This window comes from Streptomyces sp. NPDC039480 (genome assembly GCF_055597165.1).
The window spans coordinates 1-22,860 of sequence record NZ_JBVITX010000024.1 but is presented as its reverse complement, the minus strand read 5'-3'; the positions used below and the strand labels follow the sequence as shown (position 1 = coordinate 22,860).

General features: G+C 68.2%; 19 protein-coding genes and 1 pseudogene. 7 read left to right on the top strand and 13 right to left on the bottom strand.

All coding sequences use genetic code 11. The features are described from left to right. A partial coding sequence (locus ACZ56E_RS40525) for an AfsR/SARP family transcriptional regulator (RefSeq protein ID WP_471221983.1) occupies positions 1–206 on the bottom strand: 206 nt, incomplete at its 3' end. A gap of 1,636 nt (positions 207–1,842) precedes the next feature. Between ACZ56E_RS40525 and ACZ56E_RS40520 the strand changes: the two genes are divergently transcribed. After that, positions 1,843–2,283 (top strand): hypothetical protein, encoded by a 441-nt coding sequence (locus ACZ56E_RS40520; protein ID WP_471221982.1) that lies wholly within the window; start codon positions 1,843–1,845, stop codon positions 2,281–2,283. A 46-nt stretch (positions 2,284–2,329) separates the two neighbouring features. Here ACZ56E_RS40520 and ACZ56E_RS40515 read toward each other — a convergent pair whose 3' ends face one another. The 3 genes from ACZ56E_RS40515 to ACZ56E_RS40505 form a co-directional block, all read right to left on the bottom strand. Then, positions 2,330–2,740: an ankyrin repeat domain-containing protein gene (locus ACZ56E_RS40515; protein WP_471221981.1), complete on the bottom strand. Its 411-nt coding sequence runs from the start codon at positions 2,738–2,740 to the stop codon at positions 2,330–2,332. Positions 2,741–2,855: 115 nt separating this feature from the next. Continuing rightward, positions 2,856–4,433, bottom strand: coding sequence for an acyl-CoA carboxylase subunit beta (locus ACZ56E_RS40510; RefSeq protein WP_471221980.1), 1,578 nt, complete (start codon positions 4,431–4,433; stop codon positions 2,856–2,858). Positions 4,434–4,690: 257 nt separating this feature from the next. Then, a complete protein-coding gene (locus ACZ56E_RS40505; protein WP_471221979.1) occupies positions 4,691–4,909 on the bottom strand; it encodes an acyl-CoA carboxylase subunit epsilon in 219 nt (72 codons plus the stop codon). A 369-nt stretch (positions 4,910–5,278) separates the two neighbouring features. Between ACZ56E_RS40505 and ACZ56E_RS40500 the strand changes: the two genes are divergently transcribed. Further along, the gene (locus ACZ56E_RS40500) at positions 5,279–6,040 is read left to right on the top strand and encodes a MerR family transcriptional regulator (protein WP_471221978.1); all 762 of its coding nucleotides are present in this window, start codon (positions 5,279–5,281) and stop codon (positions 6,038–6,040) included. A gap of 182 nt (positions 6,041–6,222) precedes the next feature. Here ACZ56E_RS40500 and ACZ56E_RS40495 read toward each other — a convergent pair whose 3' ends face one another. The 4 genes from ACZ56E_RS40495 to ACZ56E_RS40480 form a co-directional block, all read right to left on the bottom strand. Continuing rightward, positions 6,223–6,546, bottom strand: coding sequence for an STAS domain-containing protein (locus tag ACZ56E_RS40495; protein WP_468612017.1), 324 nt, complete (start codon positions 6,544–6,546; stop codon positions 6,223–6,225). Then, positions 6,489–6,926, bottom strand: a complete 438-nt coding sequence (locus tag ACZ56E_RS40490; RefSeq protein ID WP_471221977.1) for a helix-turn-helix transcriptional regulator — start codon at positions 6,924–6,926, stop codon at positions 6,489–6,491. Before ACZ56E_RS40490 ends, ACZ56E_RS40495 begins: the two co-directional genes overlap by 58 nt. Before the next feature lie 491 nt (positions 6,927–7,417). Then, a complete protein-coding gene (locus ACZ56E_RS40485) occupies positions 7,418–8,617 on the bottom strand; it encodes an MFS transporter (RefSeq protein WP_471221976.1) in 1,200 nt (399 codons plus the stop codon). A 101-nt stretch (positions 8,618–8,718) separates the two neighbouring features. Further along, positions 8,719–9,273 (bottom strand): SRPBCC family protein, encoded by a 555-nt coding sequence (locus ACZ56E_RS40480; RefSeq protein ID WP_471221975.1) that lies wholly within the window; start codon positions 9,271–9,273, stop codon positions 8,719–8,721. Positions 9,274–9,349: 76 nt separating this feature from the next. Between ACZ56E_RS40480 and ACZ56E_RS40475 the strand changes: the two genes are divergently transcribed. Both ACZ56E_RS40475 and ACZ56E_RS40470 read left to right on the top strand, forming a co-directional pair. Continuing rightward, a complete protein-coding gene (locus tag ACZ56E_RS40475) occupies positions 9,350–11,335 on the top strand; it encodes an SIR2 family protein (protein ID WP_471221974.1) in 1,986 nt (661 codons plus the stop codon). A gap of 131 nt (positions 11,336–11,466) precedes the next feature. Continuing rightward, on the top strand, positions 11,467–11,769 hold the full coding sequence (locus tag ACZ56E_RS40470) for a hypothetical protein (protein WP_471221973.1): 303 nt from the start codon (positions 11,467–11,469) through the stop codon (positions 11,767–11,769). A 39-nt stretch (positions 11,770–11,808) separates the two neighbouring features. On the opposite strand, the gene ACZ56E_RS40465 is transcribed toward ACZ56E_RS40470, so the two are convergent. Genes ACZ56E_RS40465 through ACZ56E_RS40450 form a run of 4 tightly spaced genes read right to left on the bottom strand, consistent with a single transcriptional unit; the run spans position 11,809 to position 18,517 of the window. After that, a complete protein-coding gene (locus tag ACZ56E_RS40465) occupies positions 11,809–14,478 on the bottom strand; it encodes an NACHT domain-containing protein (RefSeq protein WP_471221972.1) in 2,670 nt (889 codons plus the stop codon). A 31-nt stretch (positions 14,479–14,509) separates the two neighbouring features. Then, the gene (locus ACZ56E_RS40460) at positions 14,510–15,751 is read right to left on the bottom strand and encodes an FG-GAP repeat domain-containing protein (protein WP_471221971.1); all 1,242 of its coding nucleotides are present in this window, start codon (positions 15,749–15,751) and stop codon (positions 14,510–14,512) included. Between the two features lie 36 nt (positions 15,752–15,787). Further along, a complete protein-coding gene (gene iolE, locus ACZ56E_RS40455) occupies positions 15,788–16,729 on the bottom strand; it encodes a myo-inosose-2 dehydratase (protein WP_471221970.1) in 942 nt (313 codons plus the stop codon). 39 nt (positions 16,730–16,768) lie between these two features. Then, entirely contained in the window at positions 16,769–18,517 is a 1,749-nt protein-coding gene (locus ACZ56E_RS40450; protein WP_471221969.1) for a pyranose oxidase, read from the bottom strand. Between the two features lie 623 nt (positions 18,518–19,140). Here ACZ56E_RS40450 and ACZ56E_RS40445 point away from each other — a divergent pair. After that, positions 19,141–20,712 carry a GMC family oxidoreductase gene (locus ACZ56E_RS40445; protein WP_471221968.1) on the top strand — a complete coding sequence of 524 codons (1,572 nt, stop codon included), beginning with the start codon at positions 19,141–19,143 and terminating at the stop codon, positions 20,710–20,712. 19 nt (positions 20,713–20,731) lie between these two features. Next, positions 20,732–20,854, top strand: a pseudogene (locus ACZ56E_RS40440) (IS5/IS1182 family transposase); the annotation flags it as partial. 134 nt (positions 20,855–20,988) lie between these two features. Here ACZ56E_RS40440 and ACZ56E_RS40435 read toward each other — a convergent pair. Further along, entirely contained in the window at positions 20,989–21,402 is a 414-nt protein-coding gene (locus ACZ56E_RS40435; RefSeq protein WP_471221967.1) for a hypothetical protein, read from the bottom strand. A 362-nt stretch (positions 21,403–21,764) separates the two neighbouring features. On the opposite strand from ACZ56E_RS40435, the gene ACZ56E_RS40430 reads away from it, so the two are divergent. Further along, complete coding sequence (locus tag ACZ56E_RS40430) at positions 21,765–22,241, top strand: DUF3515 family protein (RefSeq protein ID WP_471221966.1); 477 nt, start codon at positions 21,765–21,767, stop codon at positions 22,239–22,241. The last annotated feature ends 619 nt before the right edge of the window (positions 22,242–22,860 follow it).

The window sequence follows — 22,860 nt, the reverse complement described above, 5'->3', positions numbered from 1 at the left end:
AACTGCAGAATATAAGTCTGCAACGTCGTCAACGCACTCTGCGGCGGCGCCGTCCCCCACAACTCCTCCATCAGCGTCGGGACAGGCAACACCTGACCGGGATAGAGGGCAAAAAGAGACAGAATCTGCCGCGGCTTACTCGCCGACGGAACAATCGATCCCCCGTTGACCTCGGCGCTCAACGGACCCAGAACCTGAATCTTCACGGGACTCCTCCGTACATCGTCGAGTTCCTACACCAAACCGCACCAACCACACCGGCAGTACCGGCTTCATTGGCTGCACCGGCCGCACTCACCGCAAACCGTCACCACAACACACCCCCACTACCACCCCCAAACCCCGTCCCTCTCACGGAACATGACTTGCCATCAGGTTGGCCACACGACCCACACGACCCGCTCCCACACCACCCCACACCACCAACACACCCACCCGAATGAAACCCACACCACCAACCGGAAAACACTCCACCACCCCACCCCACCCCCACCCGCCAACAACCAGCCACCACCCGGAAAAACCCGACAACCAGGCAGCAACACGAGGACCACGGGAAACCCCATCAGCGCGCGAAGCCCAGGCCGCATGAAGAACCTGGCCCCTGCAGGGACCCTGCAAATCCCGGGGGCATGAACGGCCTTGCCGCTACAGGAATCCCGGACAGCCCGAACAGCGGGGAAACCACCAAGGGCCCGGCCAGACTGAAGAACGCGGGGAGCACCGGAAGCCACCGGCACGACACCGGGTGTATGAGAAGGAAAAACCTCAAGGGCGCGAGACCGAGAGGCCTGGACAACGCGAGAACCCTCAACAGCACCTAGGCCTGACGGGACTTGAACGACCCGGAAAACCCAGACGGCGTGAGAAGCCTCAACGGCACGGGCTGGCGAAGCTCGAGGGACCCAGGAAACCTGAACGCGACGGGAGACCTGAACGGCCTGAGGAGCCTGGACAGTCTGGGAACCTCGGAAAACCCGAACAGCGTGAGAAACCCGAACAGCCCGTAGGACTTGGCGAACCTGAACAGTACGAGAAGCCTGAACGTTCCGGCAGGCCTCAACGGCCTTGGACACCTGGGAGCCCTGAACGGCACGAGAAGCCGGAACGGCGTGGAAGATCTGAGCAGCGCAGCGGACCTGGACGGTGGAGGAGGCCTGATATTCCTCGGACATCCCAACACTGCGAGAAACCTGTACGACGCGAGAGGCCTGCACGGCATGCCCGACCTGAACGGTACGAGAAGCCCGAGCGACGCGAGTGACCCGGGAGGCCTGAGCAGCACGCCCGACCTGAACGGTGCGAAAATCCTGAGCGACGCGACAGGCCTGAACGGTACGGCTGACCTGAACGGCGCGAGAAACCTGAACGGCGCGACGGACCTGGGCAGCACGGGCCCTGCGGACCCTAGGAAACCCCTCCCGCAACACCCACACCAACCGACCGCCGCACAACCCCAACACCCGCTGCGGCTTCAAACCCGACGACACCGGCACCAACGAGCCGGCACACGACCCCGGCCCCAGCCGTGGCCCGGGAGCCCACGGCACCACCAACCCCCCGATACCCACACCCTCTCCCCCCAGAAGACGCCACCAGCACCACCCCACCGGCACCCCGATTCAAATCCAAACCCCCACCCCTGTCAATACAAAACCGCGCAGCTGGTTTCTACCCCAACCCCACCACCACCCCACCACCACCCACCCCACCCTCAACCCAACCCCCACCCACAAACACCCCAAAACCGACACCACGCACGCCACATACACGGAGGGGCCTCTATGCCTCCGGCAAGGAAACGAGGGTGCGTCAGATCGGTGAGCCGGGCAGCATGCGGGGGTGACTGATCTGCTGTGGGAGCACGTGCGGCCCTTCTTCGACCCGGACGTGATGGGTACGTTGCCGGACGTGCGTGTCCTGAACGCCTCGGTGAACGACTGGCAAGCGGTCCTCGATCTTGTGACGGAGAAGGGCTGGAAGTACCAGTACACGGAGGGAGAGGCGACGCTTCCGGTACCCGGGGCAGATGCCGTGCTGTGCCGCCCGGCCGATGCCGAGTGCCCGAACCTGCGGGTCTGGCCCGCCGACGACATGCTGGCGATCTTCCGTTTCCGTACCGCCGATGAAGTCGACTTCGACGTCGACCTACGGGAGTTGCAGGGCCAGGAACGACTCAACGCGTTCTGTGACTTCCTCAGGGAAATCGGGTGCCGGTTGGGCAAACCGGTACTGATGGACCCGGAAGGCGACAACGATCATAACGATGCAGCGAATCGCTGACCTCTGCCCGGGCGAGACCAAGACCGACCGCCACAGGCAGCGGAGCCTAGAACACAGTCCCATCCCCGGCCGGAAAATGGGCAGCCACGTCGTAGTTGGAGATCCGTCCCGCCAGCTTCCGCGGGCTCACGCCATGGCCGTTGCCCCGGTCAGGGTCGGCACCGGCTTCCACCAGCAGCCGGATCGTCGCGCCCTCGCCCTGCGAACAGAAGACCGCCCTCCACAGCGGCGTATTGCCATGACGGTCCGCGACATCAACCGCCGCACCCGCGGCCAAGAGAACCTCAACAGCCGACGGAGCCTGGGCCTGAGCCGCGAAATGCAACGCGGTCCAGCCCGCATCGTCGACTGCCTCCACGGCGGCGCCCCCGGCCAAGAGCACCCGCAGCCCATCCGCGTCCCCGTCGGCAGCCGCATAGTGCACCGCCGCCCGCCCCAACCGATCCCGATCCGTCATACCGACCGTCCTTGCCCGGCCTGACCAAACAGATAGAGGCACCCCCCAACGCCGCGTGACGGGAGGCCCGGTGCGTCGCTGCGCAGAGTGGCAGGTGACGGGCGGCGGGCGGCGGCTACTGCGGAGGATTACCGTGCTTACGCGAAGGCAAGTCCGCATGCTTCGTACGCAACATGGCCAGCGACTTGATAAGGACCTCGCGGGTCTCAGCCGGGTCGATCACATCGTCGACCAGACCACGCTCGGCGGCGTAGTAGGGGTGCATCAACTCGGCCTTGTACTCCTTGACCATCCGCGCCCGCATCGCCTCCGGGTCCTCGGCGGCCGCGATCTGACGCCGGAAGATCACATTCGCGGCACCCTCGGCGCCCATGACCGCGATCTCGTTGGTCGGCCAGGCATAGGTCAGATCCGCGCCGATGGACTGACTGTCCATCACGATGTATGCGCCGCCGTACGCCTTGCGCAGGATCAGCGAGATCCGCGGCACGGTCGCGTTGCAGTACGCGTAGAGCAGCTTCGCCCCATGCCGAATGATGCCGCCGTGCTCCTGGTCGACGCCGGGCAGGAAGCCCGGCACGTCCAACAGGGTCAGGATCGGGATGTTGAAGGCGTCGCACATCTGCACGAAGCGCGCGGCCTTCTCCGAAGCCTCGATGTCCAGCACCCCGGCCAGCACCTGCGGCTGATTGGCGACGATCCCCACCACCTGGCCGTCCAGGCGGGCCAGCACACACACGATGTTGCGCGCCCACCGCTCGTGAACCTCCAGGATCTCCCCGTCATCGACGAGCTCCTCGATCACCCGGTGTATGTCATAGGGACGGCTGCCATCGGCCGGCACCACCTCCCCCAGACTCTCGGTGGTCCGCCCCGCCGGATCACCCGAGACGACCGTCGGCGGCGCCTGCCGGTTGTTGGAAGGCAGCATCGAGATCAGATAACGGACCTCGGCCAGACAGGTCTCTTCATCGTCGTACGCGAAGTGGCACACCCCTGACGTCTCCGCGTGCACGTCCGCGCCACCCAAACCGTTCTGGCTGATCTCCTCGCCCGTCACCGCCCGCACCACATCCGGCCCGGTGATGAACATCTGCGAAGTTTCGCGCACCATGAACACGAAGTCGGTGAGAGCGGGCGAGTACGCCGCACCGCCGGCGCACGGGCCGAGCATCACGCTGATCTGCGGGATCACACCAGACGCCTTGGTGTTGCGCTGGAAGATGCCGCCGTAACCGGCAAGGGCAGAGACACCCTCCTGGATACGCGCACCTGCTCCGTCGTTCAGCGAGATGAGCGGCGCGCCCGCCGCGATGGCCATGTCCATGATCTTGTGGATCTTCGCAGCGTGCGCCTCCCCCAGCGCCCCGCCGAAGATACGGAAGTCGTGCGCGTAAACGAAAACCGTCCGGCCCTCCACCGTCCCCCAGCCGGTGACCACACCGTCCGTGTACGGCCGCTTCGCCTCCAGGCCGAAGCCCGTGGCCCGGTGCCTGCGCAACTGCTCGACCTCGTTGAACGAATCCGGGTCGAGGAGCAGCTCGATTCGTTCACGCACCGTCAACTTACCCTTGGAGTGCTGTGCCTCGGTTGCCTTCTCACCCGGCCCGCGCAACGCCACCGCCCGGATCTCGCGCAGCTCCGCCACGCGCCCCCCACCAGCACCCGAACCCGACCCAGACTCCGACGCCATCACAGCCCCTCCCTGCGAACACCAGACCAACCAACTGATCCCACTAGACCGACTGCGCCAACAGACCAACCTGGCCGAACAACGCACCCAACCCGGACGATGGCAACCAGGCCCACAGGGCCCTCAAAGCCTCAGAGCCTCACAGCTGACACGCCATACAAACCGTTACGACGGTTTCATACGGGGCGGCTGGTGGCTCCCCCTGCTGCCGGCGGCGCCTTGCGCCGCCTCTCCTCATGGCGCTGCGGACCGGACGGTCATCGCCAGCTGTGCGGCGCCCGATACACCTTCGCGTGCTCAGGCGGCCGCCACACCACGCGACGGTCCCCACTCAGCGCACCCCGCCCCGCCGTCTGCTCCGGATCCCGGCCGGCCGCCAGCGACCACAACGCCACCGTCAGCACGGCCAGCTCCTCCTCACTGGCCTGTCCCCGCACCACCTTCAGCAGGGCAACCCCACCCATCGCAGCGTCCACGACCCCACCTCCCCCCGAGTCCCCCCACCGTCAGCCCTCCGCCTCAAAACAGACTCGCATCTCCCTCAATCACCCCATGTGAGAGAAGCCCTATGCGATGCCGATGCCGATGCCGATGCCTGGCGGAGGAGTTCGCCGAGCCGATCAGGGGGCCCACCGGGTGTTGGTCGAGGCGGCGGCAGAGGCAGTCCCGACAACTCCGTTGCGACCGCTTCCTGTTGAAGTGCGCTCAGCGATCGCAATCCGAAAGAACACCACCTCCTCAACTCCCTCTGGCAGCTGGGCTTGAAGCTGCCGCAGCGGAAGCCTCTACCGTCCTGAGGAGAGCCGGAGATTCCGGCACGGTGAAGCATTGTGAGGGAGGCGGCGGTGGCTTGGCCGATCGCGGAGGTCGCCCGGATGTCGGGCGTGACGGCCCGGACACTTCGGCACTACGACGAGATCGGCCTGCTGCCGCCGGCCGGGATCAGGGCCAACGGCCACCGCTACTACGAGGAGCGCCAACTGCTGCGGCTGCAGCAGATCCTTGTGATGCGAGCGCTGGACCTGGGGCTGCCTGAAATCGGCCGGGTCCTGGCCGCGCAGGTCGACGAACTGGAGGCCCTGCGGGGCCATCACCGTCGGCTGCTCGCCGAGCGCGACCGGCTGAATGTCCTGGCTGACACCGTCGCCCGCACGATCACCGAACTGGAGCAGTCCAGGAAGGACGGCACAGACATGATCAGCATCAGTCGACCGGAGAACCTGTTCGAAGGCATCCGGTCCGCCGAGTGCATGAAGGCCCTGCACGGTTTCCCGGAGCTGGTCGGGGCCATCGAACGGCACACCTCGGCGTTGAGCGAGGCCGAGATCGAGGCAGACGAGCGCGAGCGCACGGCGCTGATGATCCGGCTGGCCGAGCTGCTGGCCGCCGGCCTGCCCGCTGACGCCGACGCGGTGCAGGCCGAGATCGACACCCAGTACCGGACGCTGGCCCGGATTCGGGCCGTCACTGGTGAGGAGTACCGTGCGATCGGGCAGGCCTGCGTGGAGAACGAGCACTGGCACACGGTGTACGAGTCGATCGCACCGGGCCTGGCCGCGTACCAGCGGGCCGCCATCGAGGCGTACGCCGCAACTCGGCTGCCCTGAACCGGAACCGGGCCGCCGCCACGGGGGTGCGGCGGCCCTGCCGGGCCGAGCTACTCGAGCGCCCGCCACACGGCGGAGTTCACTGTGCGGCCGCGACATCTGCCCCCAATCCCCTGCTCTGCCTCTGCGACGCTCGGCGAGGCGAGTGGAACAAATCACGACCGTATTGGGGGTGGGTGAGGTCACCTCGGTGTGATCGTCAGGATCTCGTTCAGCCCGTTGTGGTGGAGGGCGTTGCGGACCGGGGTGCTGGCCGTGGTGATGGCGAGGCTGCCGCCGACGTGGTCGGTGGCGTGCTGGATGCCGAGGATCGTGTACAGGCTGCCGTTGTCGCAGTAAGTGATGCCATCGAGGTCGACCATCAGGTGCCGACCGTCGCTCAGCAGAGTGCGGACGACGATGTCGCAGAGCTCGCTGATGCTGGCCACATCCAGTTCGCCGACGAGTGTCAGTGTGACGGAGTGGTGGGCGTCGGGTGTGGTTCGGTGGATGGCCAGCTGTCCCATGAGCGGGTCCCTTTTTCGTGGGTCTCCGCGTAGCCGGTGCCGGCGGAAGGGGCAGACGGTGGCGTGCCGTCCTTCGAGGAGTCCCCTGCGGGGCCTTCGTCTGCCGGATGGCTGGTCAGCAGGTCGAGCAGTGCTCGGAGAGAGTGGCCGGCCAGGAGCGGGTGCCGGAACGGGCCGTCCAGGTGGAGGGTGTAGCGGGTGCGTCGCCCCTCCCGCTCGCGGCTGAGATAACCGGCGGTTTCGAGGTCGCTGACGAGCGTCTGGGCGGTGCGTTCGCTGACCTGGCAGGCCGTGGCGATGTCCTGTATGCGCGCGGCGGGGTCGCGGGCGATGATCAGCAGCACCCGGGTGTGGTGGGTAACAAAGGTCCACTCTGCCATTGGCGCCAGTCCCTTGGACGCGAACACCTGCAATCTGCTTCACCCATTATGGGGCAGGCTGGGGGTCGGGGAAGGCAATCGGCAGGACATCGGCATGACCTCGTGACTGCGCATCAGTATCGAACACTGCGTTCGCGACAGTTGGGGCCGTCGCGACCATCGGGTGGCCTCTTTGCCTCCCCTGATAGCCCGGGCAGCGACTGGCGGCCGCCGCTGGGCGGTGGCGGACTGGCGGCGCCGATAGCAGCGCTCAGGGACGACACGGCGCCGCGCCCGACGGCATCCGGGAGTAGCCGCTGATTGTCTGAACCTGTCCTCGTACGTGGCGATCACCCCCAGCCCGGCCGCCGCATCCCCACGTACGGGCGTTGGCGCTTCGATGAGGGCAAGCAGTTCATCGTCCCGAGCGGCTTCGAAGGTGACGACTTCAGGTTCGACTCCCCTGGGCTTCACCTGAAGAAGACCCACCGAACTGCGGTAAAGCGTTCAGGTCAGACAGTCTTCTCTGTCGCGCGTACCGGGCGTCGCAGCAGATAGACCCCCGCAGCCGACACCAACAGAGTCATGCAGGCGATGAACACCAGCCCTGCGCCCTCCAGGCCGATGGGGCTTGCCAGGAGGCCTACGCCGATGACCGGGACCGAGATGCCCGTGTAGGCCACCACGAACAGGGACGAGATCACCGCTGCCCGCTCGTTCGGGTCGGAGGCCTCGGCCACCGCGCTCAGTGAACCGCGGAACGCCAGACCGTGGCCGATTCCGCCGACGATCGCGCTCAGCACCACCAGTGGCAGCAGTTCCCACCACAGCGCGCCTGCCAGCAATGCGAGGCCGGCGAGGAGTGCGGCGCAGCCCAGTGGGAGTGATCGGCGCAGGCCGATTCGGCCGACGGCCAGTTGGCCCGCGGTCGAGGCGAAGAAGGCCAGTGCGACGACCGAGCCGCTCACCGCGTGGTTGTGCACGTTCAAGGACTCGGCGAGGAAGGATGGGCTGACCGATGTGAATACGCCGAACAGTGCGAAGCCTACGAAGGTGGCGGTCGCCGCGGGGCCGAAGACCGCCCGCACTCGTGGGGGCAGACCGGGCCGCTGCGGCCGGACGGTTCTCAGCGGGCGCCGCTCCCGCACGGTCTCCGGAAGCCGCAGCAGGATGACGGCCGAGCAGGCCACCAGGGCGAGATGGACGGCGAATGGCAGGTAGAGGGGCCAGTCGGCGTACTGCGACAGGACTCCGGCGAGCAGTGGGCCGCAGCCGAGCCCGCCCATGTTGGCGGCGGTCGCGAGGAACGTGGCCCGCGAGGTGCCGCCGCGCGGTGCCAGCTCCAGCACGTACGCCGTGGCGGCTCCGGTGAACAGGCCGGCGGACAGCCCCGACAGCAGTCGCCCCACGTACAGCCAGCCGAGCGTGGTCGCGCACAGGAAGCAGACGGCACTCGCCGTCGCGGCCCCCAGGCCCCACAGCAGCACCGGCCGTCTGCCCACGGCGTCCGAGGCGTTGCCGGCGAGCAGCAGCACTCCGATGACGCCGACCGCGTAGACGGCGTACACGACGGTGACCGTGAGCTCGGAGAAGTCGAACTTCTGCTGGTAGAGGCCGTAGAGGGGGGTCGGGAGGGTCGTGCCGGCCATGCATACGGCGAAGACCGCCCCGCCGAGCAGGCACCGGCGCCAGCCTCGAAGATCACCGTCCATACCGCCGACGGTAGCCCCGCCCCGCGTCACTCGCGGCCTGGCGCCGCCGTCCGTGGGCAGCACGGTGGAGCGCGCGGGCCGGGGGCAGCGCAGGGGGCCCGTCAGGCGTCCCCGCTGTCGGAGGCCGCCTTGACCAGGCCGGTCAGCCAGGCCTGGTGGCCGTTGAGCATCGGGTTGGGGAGCTGCCGGGCGAGTTCGGCGGCGGGCCGGCCGAGCTGTGTCTCCTGGGTGAGGATCCGTACCCGGCCGCCGGGCAGGTCCTCGACCAGCCAGGCGTGCAGTACGTCGAGTCGTTCCTCGGGCGTTCCGTCCTGGTCGGCGGTCCAGGACAGGCGGCCGGGGACGCCTTCCGCCGGGGCCTGGTACTCGACGACGCGGGCGTTCTGGGTGCGCACAGTGTCGAAGCCGACGGGGTCGAAGGTGAAGGTGACGTCGTCCTTAAGCACGGGGCCGCCGCCTGCCGGAAAGGAGATGGCGGTGATGTTGTCGTAGTACGACTCCCACGTGGAGGTATCGGTCAGATACCGCCAGATGTGGGCGGCGGTGAGGCCTTGGACGATCACCTCGTTCGAGACGAAGTTGTCGCCGGTGCCGGGCAGATATCTCTCGGGCCAGTTGATGGCATTTTGCGTTGTTTGCAGCTTTTCTGTGGTCATGGGCTCACTCATACCCGCGGTCGCGAGCGCCGTATCCAAGAGGCGTTCCGGTGGACCGCGGCGCACAGTGGAGGGCATGCAGGAGGACGGCAGGCCGACCGTGGCAGCGGCGGTACGTGGTCTGGATCCGATGGTCTCGCTCGCCATGTGCGTGCACGCCGGGCCCGGTGTGTACGCGCTGTTGCTGGGTGCGGGCATGTCGCGCGCCGCCGGTGTGCCAACGGGGTGGGAGATCGTCACGGACCTGGTGCACCGGGCCGCCGTCGCGCGGGGCGCGGACGAGGAACTCGCCGTCGCCGATCCGGAGGCCTGGTGGGCCCGCCATGGGGACGGGGGTCCACTCGGCTACTCCGCCCTGCTGGAGGCGCTCGGCGACACCCCAGCCGCCCGGCACAAACTGCTGCGCGGCTACTTCGAACCGGACGCCGAGGGGCGGGAGAACGAAGGGCGGGAGAACGGGGAGCGGGCGGGCGGCGAGTGGGCGGACGGGCTCAAGCGGCCCGGGGTGGCGCATCACGCTGCGGCCCGGCTGGTGGCGCGCGGCTCGGTGCGCGTGGTCCTGACCACCAACTTCGACCGTCTCACCGAGCAGGCGCTGGCAGCCGCGGGCGTGCAGCCGCAGGTCATCCACAGTCCCGACAGCCTCCGCGGGATGACGCCGCTGGCGCACGCCCGGGCCACGGTCGTCAAACTGCACGGCGACGTGACCGACCTGGAGGCCCGGAACACCGAGCGGGAACTGGGCGAGTACCCGGCGGCCTGGGCCGGTCTCGTGGACCAGGTCCTCGACGAGTACGGGCTGATCGTCTGCGGCTGGTCCGCCCAGTGGGACCACGCGCTGGCCGCCTGCTTCGACCGCCGTGCCACCCGCCGGTACCCCGTGTTCTGGGCCGCCCCGCACAGCCCGCAGGGCAAGGCCGCCGAACTCGTCGCCCGGCACGGAGCCGTGGTGGTCCAGGGCGTCACGGCTGAGGAGCTCTTTCCCGGCCTGCTGGCCCGCGTCGAGGCCCTGGAACATCTGACGGAACCCGCGCCGACCCGCGAACTGTCCGTGGCCCGTCTCAAGCGCGCGCTGCCCGACCCCGTACGCCGTATCGATCTGCACGAGCTGGTGGACGCCGAGGTGACGCGGGTCGTGGAACGCCTCTCGGACGGCGGCAGGTACCCGCCCGGCGAAAGCGCCGCGGACCCGGCGGCGTACCGGGAGCGGCTCGAGCGGTACCGGAGCGACTGCGAGACGCTGCTGCACCTGCTGGCCGTGGGCGTCTTCCACGACGAGGCCGGGGCGCACGCGCGGGTGTGGGTGCGTGTGTTGCAGCGGCTGTTGAACGTACCTGGGGAGGGCGGTGAGGAGGAGGGGGCGGGGGCGGCGGGGTCCGGACTGCTGCATCTCTATCCGGCTCTGCTCGCCCTGTCCGCCGCCGGTAGCGCCGCCGTATTGGCCGACCGCGACGAGCTGCTCGGCCGGCTGCTGCTCGAACCGGTCTTGGCGCGCCCCGCCAATCCGTATCCCGCCAGTCCATATCCCTCCGGTCTGTACGCCTCCGGACCACACCCCTCCGCGCCCCGCCCGGGCTCCGGGCGGGCCGTCACCGAGCCCGAGCCCGCCGTACTTGCCCTGCGCGCGGCGGACATCCTCGGCTCCGCCGAGCTCCTCAACGCCCTGGTTGCCGTGCCGCATCCGCCGTCACTCGTCCAGGCGTCGCACAGCACGTGGCTGCGCGAACGGCTGCGGGACGTGCTCACCGAACCTGGCGCCGACAGCGACCGTACGATCTCTGACGCCTTCGACCGTTACGAGTACCTCTCCGCGCTCCTTCAGGGCGACCTGTCGGAAATCCCCGTGACGCTGGGGGAATTCACTCTTCCGGACCGTTGGGACGGCGAGGGGCGGCTCCGGGCCGGGGCGCGGGTGCAGGCCCGTTTCTCTGATTCCTGGCCCATGCTCCGCAGTGGTGCGTTCGGCGGTGAGGTCCAGCGGGCGCACACGGCCGCGGCCGTCGTCGACGTCCTCTGCGCCGAGCGCTACATGGAGGCCGGGGGGCGTCAGCCGTTCCGGTGACGGTCTGTTTTCCTCTGGTGGCGGGGTGTTGAAGGCGGCCTTAGCGTTGGCCAAAGATCCGCCCGGGACGACAGATCCACCGGTGTGAAGCCCGGATGAAGCCGTAATAAAGCCGTGAGAAAGGCAGACGCATGACGGACGATGCCGCCGACAACCGTTTCACGATCAGCGTGTGTGACGTCCAGGTGGACCTGCCGCACAGGGACGACGGCGAATGGACCTTGCGGGACATACTCGCCTGGGCCCCCGAGCACTCCGCGTGGCACACGAGGAAGAAGTGCCTCAGCAGCTGTGGGGGCAGCTGTCTGATCGTGCCCGAGGGAACACTGGTCGAGGTTCCCAAAGGGGACGCCATGCAGGTCACGCTGGTCGCTCCGGCGGAGGTCGCACGGCGGATCGCGGAGGGCCGCATGTGGGCCGAGAGCGGGACGTGAGCGCAGTGCGGGACGTGAGGAAGAGCGGGGCGTAAAACATCATGCGCGGGCGGCGTCCGCCCCGGTCGTATCCCCCGCCGCTGTGGCACCGGTGACGATCCGGTCCCTGAACTCCGCATGACAGAACTGGTATACGGGACCGACGCGTCTGAGGACGCTGAGCACCCGGGCGTCCTCCATGAAGGACAACAGGTGGCGCGGCAGCCGTCGGGCCGCTGCGAGGCGTAGGCCGGCCTCCCGGTAGGCGAAGTAGGCGGTGCTCGAAACGGCCACGAGTCCGGCGGCCAGCCCGAGCGCCAGATTCGCCTCCAGGGTCAGCAGCCACTCGCCGACGACCTCCACGCCGGGGATGTCACTGTTCTCCAGGTCCCACCAGACCGTGATGACCCACTTGACCAGCGGCGGTACCACCGCGAACACCATGAGCGCGACGGCCACCGTGCGGTCGCCGCGCACGGTGGACTGCGGGGTCTCCTGTTCGAGGTCGGCAGGGACCCGGGCCCAGCGCAGAACCGCCAGGCCCGCCCCGAAGAGGACGCCGAAGAACACGCCGAGGACGCCTGTCGCGGTGCACCGCACCCACCAGGGCAGATCGGTCGTCCAGGGCGCCACAAAGGCGAGCGCGATCCCCAGGCTGATGCCCAGCAGCACCCCTTGGCCCAGACATGCGGGCAGCATGGCCCACAACAGGCGCTTCGGGGCACGGAAGTCGAGCCGAGTGGGGCGGGACGAGCTGTCGGCCAGCTGGAGGCCGGCCATGATGACGACGATCAGCAGGAAGACGCAGGCACGGAAGGCCGCACGCTGACTGACGAAGGTCACCGCCTCGGACGGGTCGATGAACGAGACGTCCGTGAGCGGCCGCCCGGTCACCTGACGCACCGACAGGTACGAGAGGAAACCGGCGAGTTCGGCACCCAGCCAGAAGAGCAGGACGAACCCCAGGATTCTCCGCACCCGTTCGGCGCGGTGCCCCGCGGCGCCCGGCCGCCACCTGACCCGTCGGCAGAGCAGTGACAGACACAGCGCGCCGATGGCCAGCAGCGCCATGAAGAGGACCCAGGCGACACCAGCCCTGAGCCCCGTGTACGGCGCCACACCCACCTCGATGTCCGCGCCCATGCGGGCGACCGCGCCTGCCCAGTGCTCGATCACCGCTCCCACCCCTACGGAGAGTGGAAGGACGACCGCGCATCCGATACCCAGACGGCGCACGACGGCGCGGGCATCAGTCCCCGCGCCGGGCGCCCGGGTGAGCCGGATGACCACCGCCGCCGCGACGCCGGTGGTGAGCGTGATGGTCAGGAAACAGACGAGGCGCGCGAACGGCGAGAGCGCCCAGTGGAAGTACTCGCCCGCCATGCATCCCGCCCCGAGCCCCAGGACCGCACCGGCCACCGGGCCGGACAGCGGACCCGCCGGATCCGGTCTCAGCGTGCGGTGCAGTTCCCACCAGGCGATGTCGTCCGTGCCCTGCCGTTTGATGTGTGCGGCGAGGAAGGCGAGTGCCGTGCGGGCGTCGTCGGGCCGCCAGCGGGCGGCGGCGGTACGGCGTACGTCGGGGACCGACGGGTCCGCGGCGGTCGGCTCCGCGGAGAAGACCGCGGGGACCAGCGCGTCGAGCAGATGGTGCTGGAGGCTCTTCGCGTCGGTGCAGCGGGTCAGTTCGGCGGGGTCACTGGCCGGTGAGGCGTAGACGGTGCGGGCGAGCCAAATGTTCAGCGGCACCGACAGTGCCTGGGCGACGGCGCCTTCGGGGTGGCGGGTGAGTTCGTCGATCAGCGGTTGCCAGGCGGCGCTGCGCCGGGGCGGAACGGCGCAGCGCAGGTAGTCGGCCACGTCCCCCGCCTCCACCGGCTTCGCGATGACGACGGCGGCGGCGGTGATCACATCGCTGTCCGCCACCACCTGGTGGTATTCGGCTTGGCGGGAGGTGAGGATCAGTGGGCCGTGCACGGCGATGGCGTGGTTGAGGGCGGCCAGCGCCTGGGGGTGAGACTGGGCGGGCAGTTCGTCGAGGCCGTCCAGGACGGGCAGGACACGCCGCTCGGCGACCAGTTTGCGTGCCGCGTCGCGCCCGTACGTCTCGTGGTTGCGCAGCGCCGGGTAGTCCTCGTGGATGCGGCGCGCCATCCAGTCGAGGAGCGGCTCCTTGCGGGGGTTCCACGGGGCCAGGTCCAGCAGGACGGGGACGGGCTCGCCGGGTTCGGGGGCGCGCAGGAGTTCTCGTACGAGCAGGATCGCGAGGGCCGTCTTGCCTGCGCCTGGGTCTCCGAGGATGACGAGGCGTCGGCGCGGCAGGGCACGGAAGGCCTCGGCGAAGGCGTGGATGTTGTCGGTGCGGCCGGAGAGGGTGCGGCCGACCATCCGCGCGTGGTCGCCGGCTTCCGTCTGGCCGCTGTGCCAGCGCACGGCCAGCGGGTGGGGGTCCAGCAGGCCCTGTGCGGCGGCCTCCTCCGTGCACTGGCGGCGCACCATGGCGGCGAGCGCCTCGGCGGCCTGTTCCAGCTCCGCCTTGGTGGCGGGCGTGGCAGGGCGCGTCCGGTGCCATGACCAACTGAGCAGGCCGGCGGTGGCCGAGATCAGGACGCTCAGCGAGGTCGCGGCCGCCTGCGCGCCCGAGCCGACCACGAGCGCGACCACGGTGGCGAGCGCCGCGAAGCCGACCGCTCCGATCAGCCAGGGCCACCACGACCGGTCATTTCTCATCACGTCTGTCATTTCTCATGATGGAGAGCATTCACGTGTCGTTGTGGAACAGGCAGAGTTTGGCGTCCTCGGCGAGGAAGTACTTGTCGACCTTGTACGCGATGGTGGCGAAGTCGAGCCGGCCGTCTCCGTTGAAGTCGCCGATGGCGATCCGCGCGGCGCTGTCCGAGGACACCCGCCACTTGGTGAACACGCCGGCGGCGATGTCCAGCGCCTTGTAGTAGAAGACGCCCTGCCAGGGGTGCGGCCCGCGCAGGGCCACCAGGAACTCGTCGTCGCCGTCGTTGTCGAAGTCCGCGCAGATGATCTGGTGGCTCGGCCCCTCGCCGAGTTCGTTGGGGTCGCCGAAGACGTCGAGCACGATCCGGCGCCAGGTCGCCTCGGCCACGGGGGTGCCCGGGCGTTCCTTGATGTACGCCGCCACGGTGTTGCCGTGGAAGGGTTCCGTGGCCACGACGTAGGCGTGCGGGTCGTCGCCGATCCGTCCGGCGCCCACGTCACCGCTGCCCTTGAACCCGGTCTGCTCGAACCGTTCGTGTTCGCCGGTGCCGATGTGTGTGGTGGTGAACCGGTGCTCTCGTACGTCGTAGTGGAGCCAGGTCACGCCTTCCTCGGAGGCGAGCAGGATCGAGTCGAGGTGCTCGCTGCCGGGCAGCGGATTCCGCTGGATCTCCACTCCGTGGATCATGCGGAAGTGGCTGTCGTCGATGACGCGCTTGTCCCAGGGCTGGCGTACGTCGTTGTTGGGGCTGAACAGCACGACGGGGACGAGGGCGTGGACGTGCCGGCCCCCCACGGTCGGCAGGGCCATCAGCTCGGGCTTGCGGGTCTGGGTGAAGTGGCCGAGGCGCAGCCGGTGCATGGCTGTCTCCCGGCCGATGTAATGCCGCTTCCAGCGTGTCTCGGAGTCGAACTTCCCGGTGTTCTCGATCCAGTCGATCTTCCCGCCGTCGGGGTCGGGGTCGTCGATGCGCCCACGCTCGCCGTACAGCTCGTAACAGACCACGAGGTCCGGGTAGCCGTTGCCGGTGATGTCCCCGAAGTGGGCGCCGATCGGCATGTGGAAGCCGTCGGCGACCAGTTGCCGTTGCCAGCCGGGGTTTCTGTACCAGTAGATCTCACCGAGGTAGAGGCCGTGGCCGACCAGGTCGGGGCGGGTGTCGCCGTCGATGTCGGGGGCCTCCAGCCAGTAGCCCTCGATGAGGTTGTCCTGGAGGACCTCCCGGGTGAACCGGGGGACGCGGATGTTCAGGGAAGAGCTTGCGACGCCCATGAGGGTGCCTTCCGGAGAGGGGGATGGTCGGATACGTCAGCCCAGGGCCTCGGCCAGGTAGGCGCGGGCGGTCTGGGCGTAGTGGAGCGGCGGGTGTCCCCCCTGCGGGTCCTGCTCGGCCTCCACCACCAGCCAGCCGCGGTAGGAGTCACCGGGGCGAAGCACCTTGAGGACGGCGTCGAAGTCGACGTCGCCGTCGCTGTCACCGGGCACCGTGAAGATGCCCGCCTCCACGTACTCGCGGAAACTGCCGTCGGCCAGGGTGCGGTCCGCGTGGACGGCGCCGCGGACGTTCTTCAGGTGGATGTGGGCGACGCGGTCGCGGTGCCGTTCGATGATCTCCGTCGGATCGGCGCCCGCCCAGGTGAGGTGGCCGGTGTCCAGGAGGAGGCCGACGTGGTGCGGGTCGGTGTGCCGCATGAGCCGGTCGACGTCCTGCTCGGTCTGCACCGCGGTGCCCATGTGGGGGTGGTACGCCAGCATGAAGCCCTGGCTCGCGGTGATCTCGCCGAGCTTGTTCAGTCCGTCGCACAGGTCGGCCCACTGCTCGTCGGTGAGCTCCGGCTTGTTGCTGCGCAGGCTGAGCGCCTGCAGATGTACGGACCTGCCGAACTCGGCGACGCCGATGGTGCGGGTCCGCACCGGCGGGTCACCCGCGTTGAACCGCTTCAGGAACTCCAGGACCTTCAGCAGCTCGCGGGCGCTGCGCTCGGCGCCGTCGGGCACGGTGAAGTACGTGCTCACCCAGGGTTCGCTCACGCTCAGGCCGCGCAGGTGCATCGCGGCGGTCAGCGCGTGGACGTCGGTGGTGAAGGTGTGGCCGATGCTGCACCCCTCGAACCCGGCGAGCGCGATCTCGCTGAGGCACTGCTCCATCGGGATGTCGTTGCCGATGAGCGGGAAGTCGTCGTTGGTCCAGCAGGTGGGGGTGATGCCCAGGTGGATGCCGTCCGGGGGCGGGGGGAAGTGTGCCGGCATGGTGGGGTCCAGGGGTGTTTCGGGGACCGGTGTCCGGGGTCAGTGCCCGGGGTGGCCCTTGACGATGGTGTCGGCCGCGTGCAGGGCCGTGGCGACGCTGGTGAGCGTGGGGTTGGAGGCGTTGCCGAAGGGGTGCAGGCCGTTGCCGCCGAGATAGAGGTTGTCGATGTTCCACACCTTGGAGTACTCGTCGACGACGCTGTTCAGCGGATTCGTGCCCATGCGGGTGGCGCCCGCGATGTGCAGCGGCAGGCCCGGGGTGAGGAAGACGGGCTCGGAGCCGGGCATGAAGCCGCCCAGCGCGGAAGCGGTGCGCAGCATGTGCTCGTTCATCCGGTCCGTCTCCTTCCGTTCGGCTTCGTCGAGGCAGAAGTGGAAGGTGGGCTGCGGCATGTCGAAGGTGTCGCGCAGGCAGCGGGAGAAGGTGACCTTGTTCTCCGGCCGAGGCCTGGAGATGCCGAACCAGCGCAGATCGACGATCAGCCGGGGGTCGACGTTCGGCGGTACGGCGCCGTAGGTGAAGGCGTCCCGGTGGATCTGGCAGTGCCAGGGGCGCTGCTCGGTCACCAGCAGGGCCAGGTTCGGGTCGCGCTCGTCGGGCGGGAAGGGCACCGGGTCGGCGCACTTGTCGCCGGACTGCAGGCGCTTCAACTGGGCGGCGCGGTAACGGGCGACGCGGTCGGCGGCAGTCCGGGCCGGATCATCTCCGCCGCCGGATGCAACGCCGGCTGTGGTGCCGGGAGGGGCACCGGATTCGGCGCGCAGGATCTCCTCGATGTGGTCCATGTGCTCCTGCTGCAGCACCACCTGGCAGAAGGACATGGGCTGTTCGGTCAGATAGCGGCCGAGCGCGGGCAGCGTGACGCCGGAGTTGAACAGGAGCTGTGGCGTCGGGATGACGCCGCACGCCACCACGTACGTATCGGCCCGCAACCGCACCTCTTCGCGTACGTCGCGCAGGTTGCGCACCACGGCGTGCCGGACCTTCTGGTGCTTGCCCGAACCGGAGATCTCCAGGCGTACGCACTGATGTTCGGGCAGCAGCGTGAACGATCCCTGCGACGGGGTGTGGGCGGGGTCGGCCAGCTCACCGAGGACGGTGTCGGCGGCCGACCAGGTCACCGCCGATGTCTGCGCGGAGTCGGCGCGGTCGCTGACCGCGAGCGGCAGCTCGGTCACGTCGTCGAGCCCCTCACCGGCCCGCTGCAGCACGCGCTTGACCAGCAGGTGCCGGGCGGAGGAGGCGAAGACGGAGGTGTTCCTGGCCAGCAGGGCCTCCGCCTCGTCGTAGAGCTTGTCCATCTCCTTCTCGTCGATGGGATAGTCCTGGCCGCCGTACCGCCGTTCCACCTCGGGGTGGAAGCGGGGTACCGCGCAGGTCCAGTGGGTGGCCATGCCGCCCACCGCGTACGTCGCCGCCGCCGCGGGCAGGTTGAGGTGCTTGCGCTGCTCGGGGTTCTGGTTGCGCAGTGAGAAACCGGCGTACTTGTCCGGGTCGTACGAGAACGCCGACGGATCGAGCGTGAGCACCGGCTCCCTGTTGGTGGCCGTCGACAGGGGAAGCAGGTTGCCCTTGATGACGGACACGAACAGGTCGATGTTCTTCTGGAACAGGTAGCTGTTCTTGAGGTGTTCGCCGTAGCGGCGGGATAGCTGGGCTCCGGCGTCGATCATCAGGACGCTCCGGCCGGCCTCCACCAGCTTGCGTGCGAAGGTGCACCCGACCGGCCCGCTGCCGATGATGAGTACGTCGGCCTCGTGGGCGATGGGCCCATCGGTCCCGTTCATGGACGTCCTTTCGCCTGGTGCCGACAGCGGCGCAGGTGATGTCCGTCGTACCGCTGAACCTCAGCGGGCGGTTGACGAGGCCGAGAGCCGACCATGCTGAAACGGCACGGGAGGGGGTGGGGCAACTGCCCGGAACAGCCCGTCTGCTGGTGCCTCATTCAGCGTGGCACAGGGTGGGGGCAAGCGCGATTTGTCATATGTTCAGGGCATGAGAATCCCTGGCAGGGTGCGAGGGATGCTGTTGGGGACGGGCGGGGGCGAGCAGGCCGTGCTAGAGGGCGCGGGCGCCTGCAGCGAAGCGGCTGGTGACACCGAGCCGTTGCATCAGGTCGACATTGAGTCAGACCACGGATCACCGTTCGTTATGCAGCCGGGTGGCGTCACGGTGGGCGCCAGCCTCTTCAACGCGCCGGCGGCCGCCTCAGCCCAGAAGCGGCCTTGGTCACCCGTTTCGTAGCGCGCCAGCCCCAAGTGCCCCGCCCGGTCGGCGGTGTTCGGACCATCACTGTGGCGGAAGCAAAAAGCGCGTAAACGTCTCCCCGCCGTACGACCCCGATGCTTCGATACCTGATGACGGCCATGCGAAACCGTGCAGGGGTGACGAGGCTCCGAAGGAGGACCGCGTGCCGGAATTCGACTTCGTCATCGTGGGCGCGGGAACGGCCGGCTGTGTGCTGGCGGCGAGGCTGTCGCAGGACGCGAACATTCATGTCCTGCTGATCGAGGCGGGTGGCTCGAAGGTGCTGCCCGCGCAGATCTCGCCTCCCGCATGGCCGACCCTGTTCCAGACCCCCGCGAACTGGGGAGACGTCACTGTCGAGCAGTCGGCCACCGGCACGTGCGTACGACTGCCGCGAGGGCGTGGGCTCGGCGGATCCTCGGCGATCAACGGCATGGTCTTCGCCCGAGGCCATCACTCCGGCTACGACCAGTGGCCCGGCCGGGGCGCCGAGGGCTGGGGCTTTGACGATCTGCTGCCGTACTTCCGGCGCAGCGAGAACGCGGTGGGTCGCGATCCGGCACTGCGCGGGATCGACGGCCCGCTCACTGTGAGTCCCGCCGACCCGCCGCATCCGGTCATCGAAGCGTGCCTGGAAGCGGCTGCCGAGACGGGGTATGCCAGGGCCGCCGACATCAGCGGTGGCCTGGAGGAGGGCTTCGGACTGGCGGACCTCAACATCGTCGACGGCAGGAGGCAGAGCGCCGCCGACGCCTATCTCGTGCCGGCCCTGGAGCGGCCCAACCTGACCGTCGTGACCAACGCTTCGGTGCGGCGGCTGCGCATCAGCGGCGGGCGCTGTGTCGGCGTGGAGTACCGCATCGGCACCGACGAAGTGACCCTCGCCTGCGCGGGTGAAGTCGTCCTGACTGCCGGTGCCATCGGCTCCGCGCAGCTGCTGCTCCTGTCGGGGATCGGCCCGCCCGCCCACCTGGCCGACGTGGACGTCCCCACCGTCCTCGACCTGCCGGGCGTCGGCGCCCGGCTCCACGACCATCCAATCGTCAGCATCATGTCGAGCGCGGCCCGCCCGCTGCCACCACGGCGCAACAACCACGGCGAAGCCATCGGTCTCCTACGCAGCAGCCCCGCCGTCGAAGAGCCGGACCTCCAGGTCGTCTTCGTCGACGTCCCCTCCCATCAGACCGCGGCCAAGGACCCTGAGGACGGCTACACCATCGCTGTCTCCGCGATCCGCCCGTACAGCCGCGGCACGCTCCGCCTGGCAAGCGGCGATCCCGGTGCGGCACCAGTGCTCGATCCGGGTTTCTGCACCGACGAGCGTGACCTGGCGGCGGTCGTCGCCGGTGTGCGGCTCGTCCGGGAGATCGGCCACGCCCCGGCGCTCGCACCGTGGCGTGGCCGCGAAATGGTTCCCGGGCCGGACGCCGACGACGACGATGCCCTGCGCCAGTTTGTGCGCCAGACCCTCGCCTCGTACTGCCACCCGGTAGGCACCTGCCGGATGGGGGCCGATCCCCTCTCGGTCACCGGGCCCGATCTGCGGGTCCATGGCATCGAAGGGCTGAGAGTCGCCGACGCCTCGGTGTTCCCGTCCATTCCGTCGGCCAACACGGTCGCCACGGTGTATGCCGTGGCCGAACGAGCCGCGGACCTGCTGCGCGGCTTGCGGAAAGACCGCATCCTCAACGAATCTGCCCAGCCATCACAGCACTTCACCGATAAAGGGTTGTGACACAGGCACTGACGGCGGCGTGTACATCGTCGACGGCACGTTGGTTCCCACTCGGAGCCGGAGCGTTGCCGCCTCGCGCAAGCACTACCGGTACTCCAAGAATCTCCTCGCGTCGCACTCACGGCGGGGGGTCGCGCCCGGTGACCTGAATCAGATGGTCACTCCGGCCCAAGATCGCGATAGGCAACGCCAATGACGCGCAGGAGTCGCCGGAGGGCAGCACGGCACGGAGCCCCCGCCTCGACGTGCGAGGCAGGAACTCCGGAAGTGTGTGGGTCAGTCCCAGAACTTCGCCGTGTGCGCCTTCGAGTCGTCGGTCGAGAGGTACACCTCGGCCTTCTTGTTGCTGCCGTCGACGTAGCCGGAAACATCCCAGGTCTCGCATCCGCCAGCGACCTGCCTGCGGTTGGTGCCGATCTGCTGGTCGTTGGCGGAGCTGCCGGGGTCGTACTCGAAGAGGCCGTAAAGCTTGGCGCCCTGCTCCCCAGTGGAGACGCAGACCTTCACGTTTCCGCCACTGGACTTGAATTGCTTTGAGAAGTAGTAAGAACCCTGGAGGGTGATATCTGAGGAGCCCAGGTAATCCCATTCACCAGGGCCTTGGAGCTGCGCCGGAGCTGCAGCGATGAGGGAAACGGAAGCGGCCGCTGCCGCTATGCCAACAAACTTTGCAGGAACCTTGCGCATCATGGAATGACTTTCACATGAACCCCACATGGCGGGCAAGGTCAATAATTAGCCATGGCGTAAATTAGAGTGAAGTCCGTAACTCGGCTAAGTTGACGAAAGATCACTTACTTACTACTTGCACGGCAATGTGCATCAACGAGGCTGATGAGGCGTTTTGGTGCCCCGTGCGTGGCACGTGCGGACCCGAACGGTGTGCTGGGGCGCCGAATCGAGCAATAGCGTCGTGAGGGATGATGTACGTGCACGCTCCCCGGCGAAGCTATCCGCAGGGTGAGCCGCGTCCAAGTTAACGCTGTGAATCACTATCTGAACTGCGGGGCAAGGTCGGCATGGCGCGTGTGACACTTCGAGGTGCGGGCACGGTGAAGAAGAAGGCGGCCGCAGCCCTATTGCTGCTCGCCGTGATCGCCGGGGTCGCCGTATGGTTCCAGGTGCGTTCCATTCCCTCAGCCCCGCATGCCGCCGACGCGAAGTGTGACGACGTGACCGCCAAGACTCCGGGGAACGTGCACGGGCATGACAGAGACTGGTTCACCGGAGAAGGCGTCGAGGCGTGGGGAGACCATGAGGTAATCCTCAGGTGTGGCGTCACAGAGCTGACGCCTAATACCAATCTGTGCATTTCTGCCAACGGTGTCGACTGGGTGCTGGACGAAAAGAGACTCGCCAAAGAAGGCGTCGCAGTCCTGACAACTTACGGTCGATCCCCCGCCGTGGAAGTGACCTACCGCGGGGCACGCGAGGAGGCAGCGGGCGTAGTCGCCTCACTGAACTCTGCCGTGAAGTGGATCCCGCAGGAGTCGAGGTGCATCGGAGCCTCTGACATCAATGCGTTCTGAGGCTCCGCGATCTAGCTACCGGGGAATTCGATAGGCCGCCTGAATGCTTCCGTCGTCATTGCCCCGCCGTCTTTGTGACACGTCATGCCGCTCGGACGATGCCCGCCGGCCGCGGCAGAGCCGCGTTGGGACGGTCGGGAGGCCGGGTGATCCGACGGGTCATGAGCGTGATCGCGGCGAGCGTGAGCACCGCTTCGGAGTGCTCGGGAGGGTTTCGTAGTCGCGCACATTCCGGCGCGCGCGTGAAGCCAGGCAATCGACCTTTCCGCCAGCCACGACGCGGCAAGATGTCGAAGACGGCGTCGCCTGCCAACGGGCGGAACGACCCTTCGTAGAACGCCTCTCAGAACTGAGGGAGGGGGACGGGACACCTGTGGCCCGCTCGCGGCATGTCGTGGCGGCGGGCCACCCCTCAGCGGCGAGTACGCCAGGAAGCGAAGCACTGCATGCGAGCGACGCTAACGGCGAGCACGTGCTCATGCCAGAGGTTTACTCGCGACATGCAGGTTTAAGGATGGGTTCTAACTGAGCGTTTCGCCCTGTCTGATGGCACTATGGGGAGGTTTGTGGAGGCTGTCCGACTGACGCTGAAGTGAGAGGCGAGCCATCAGTTCGCCGT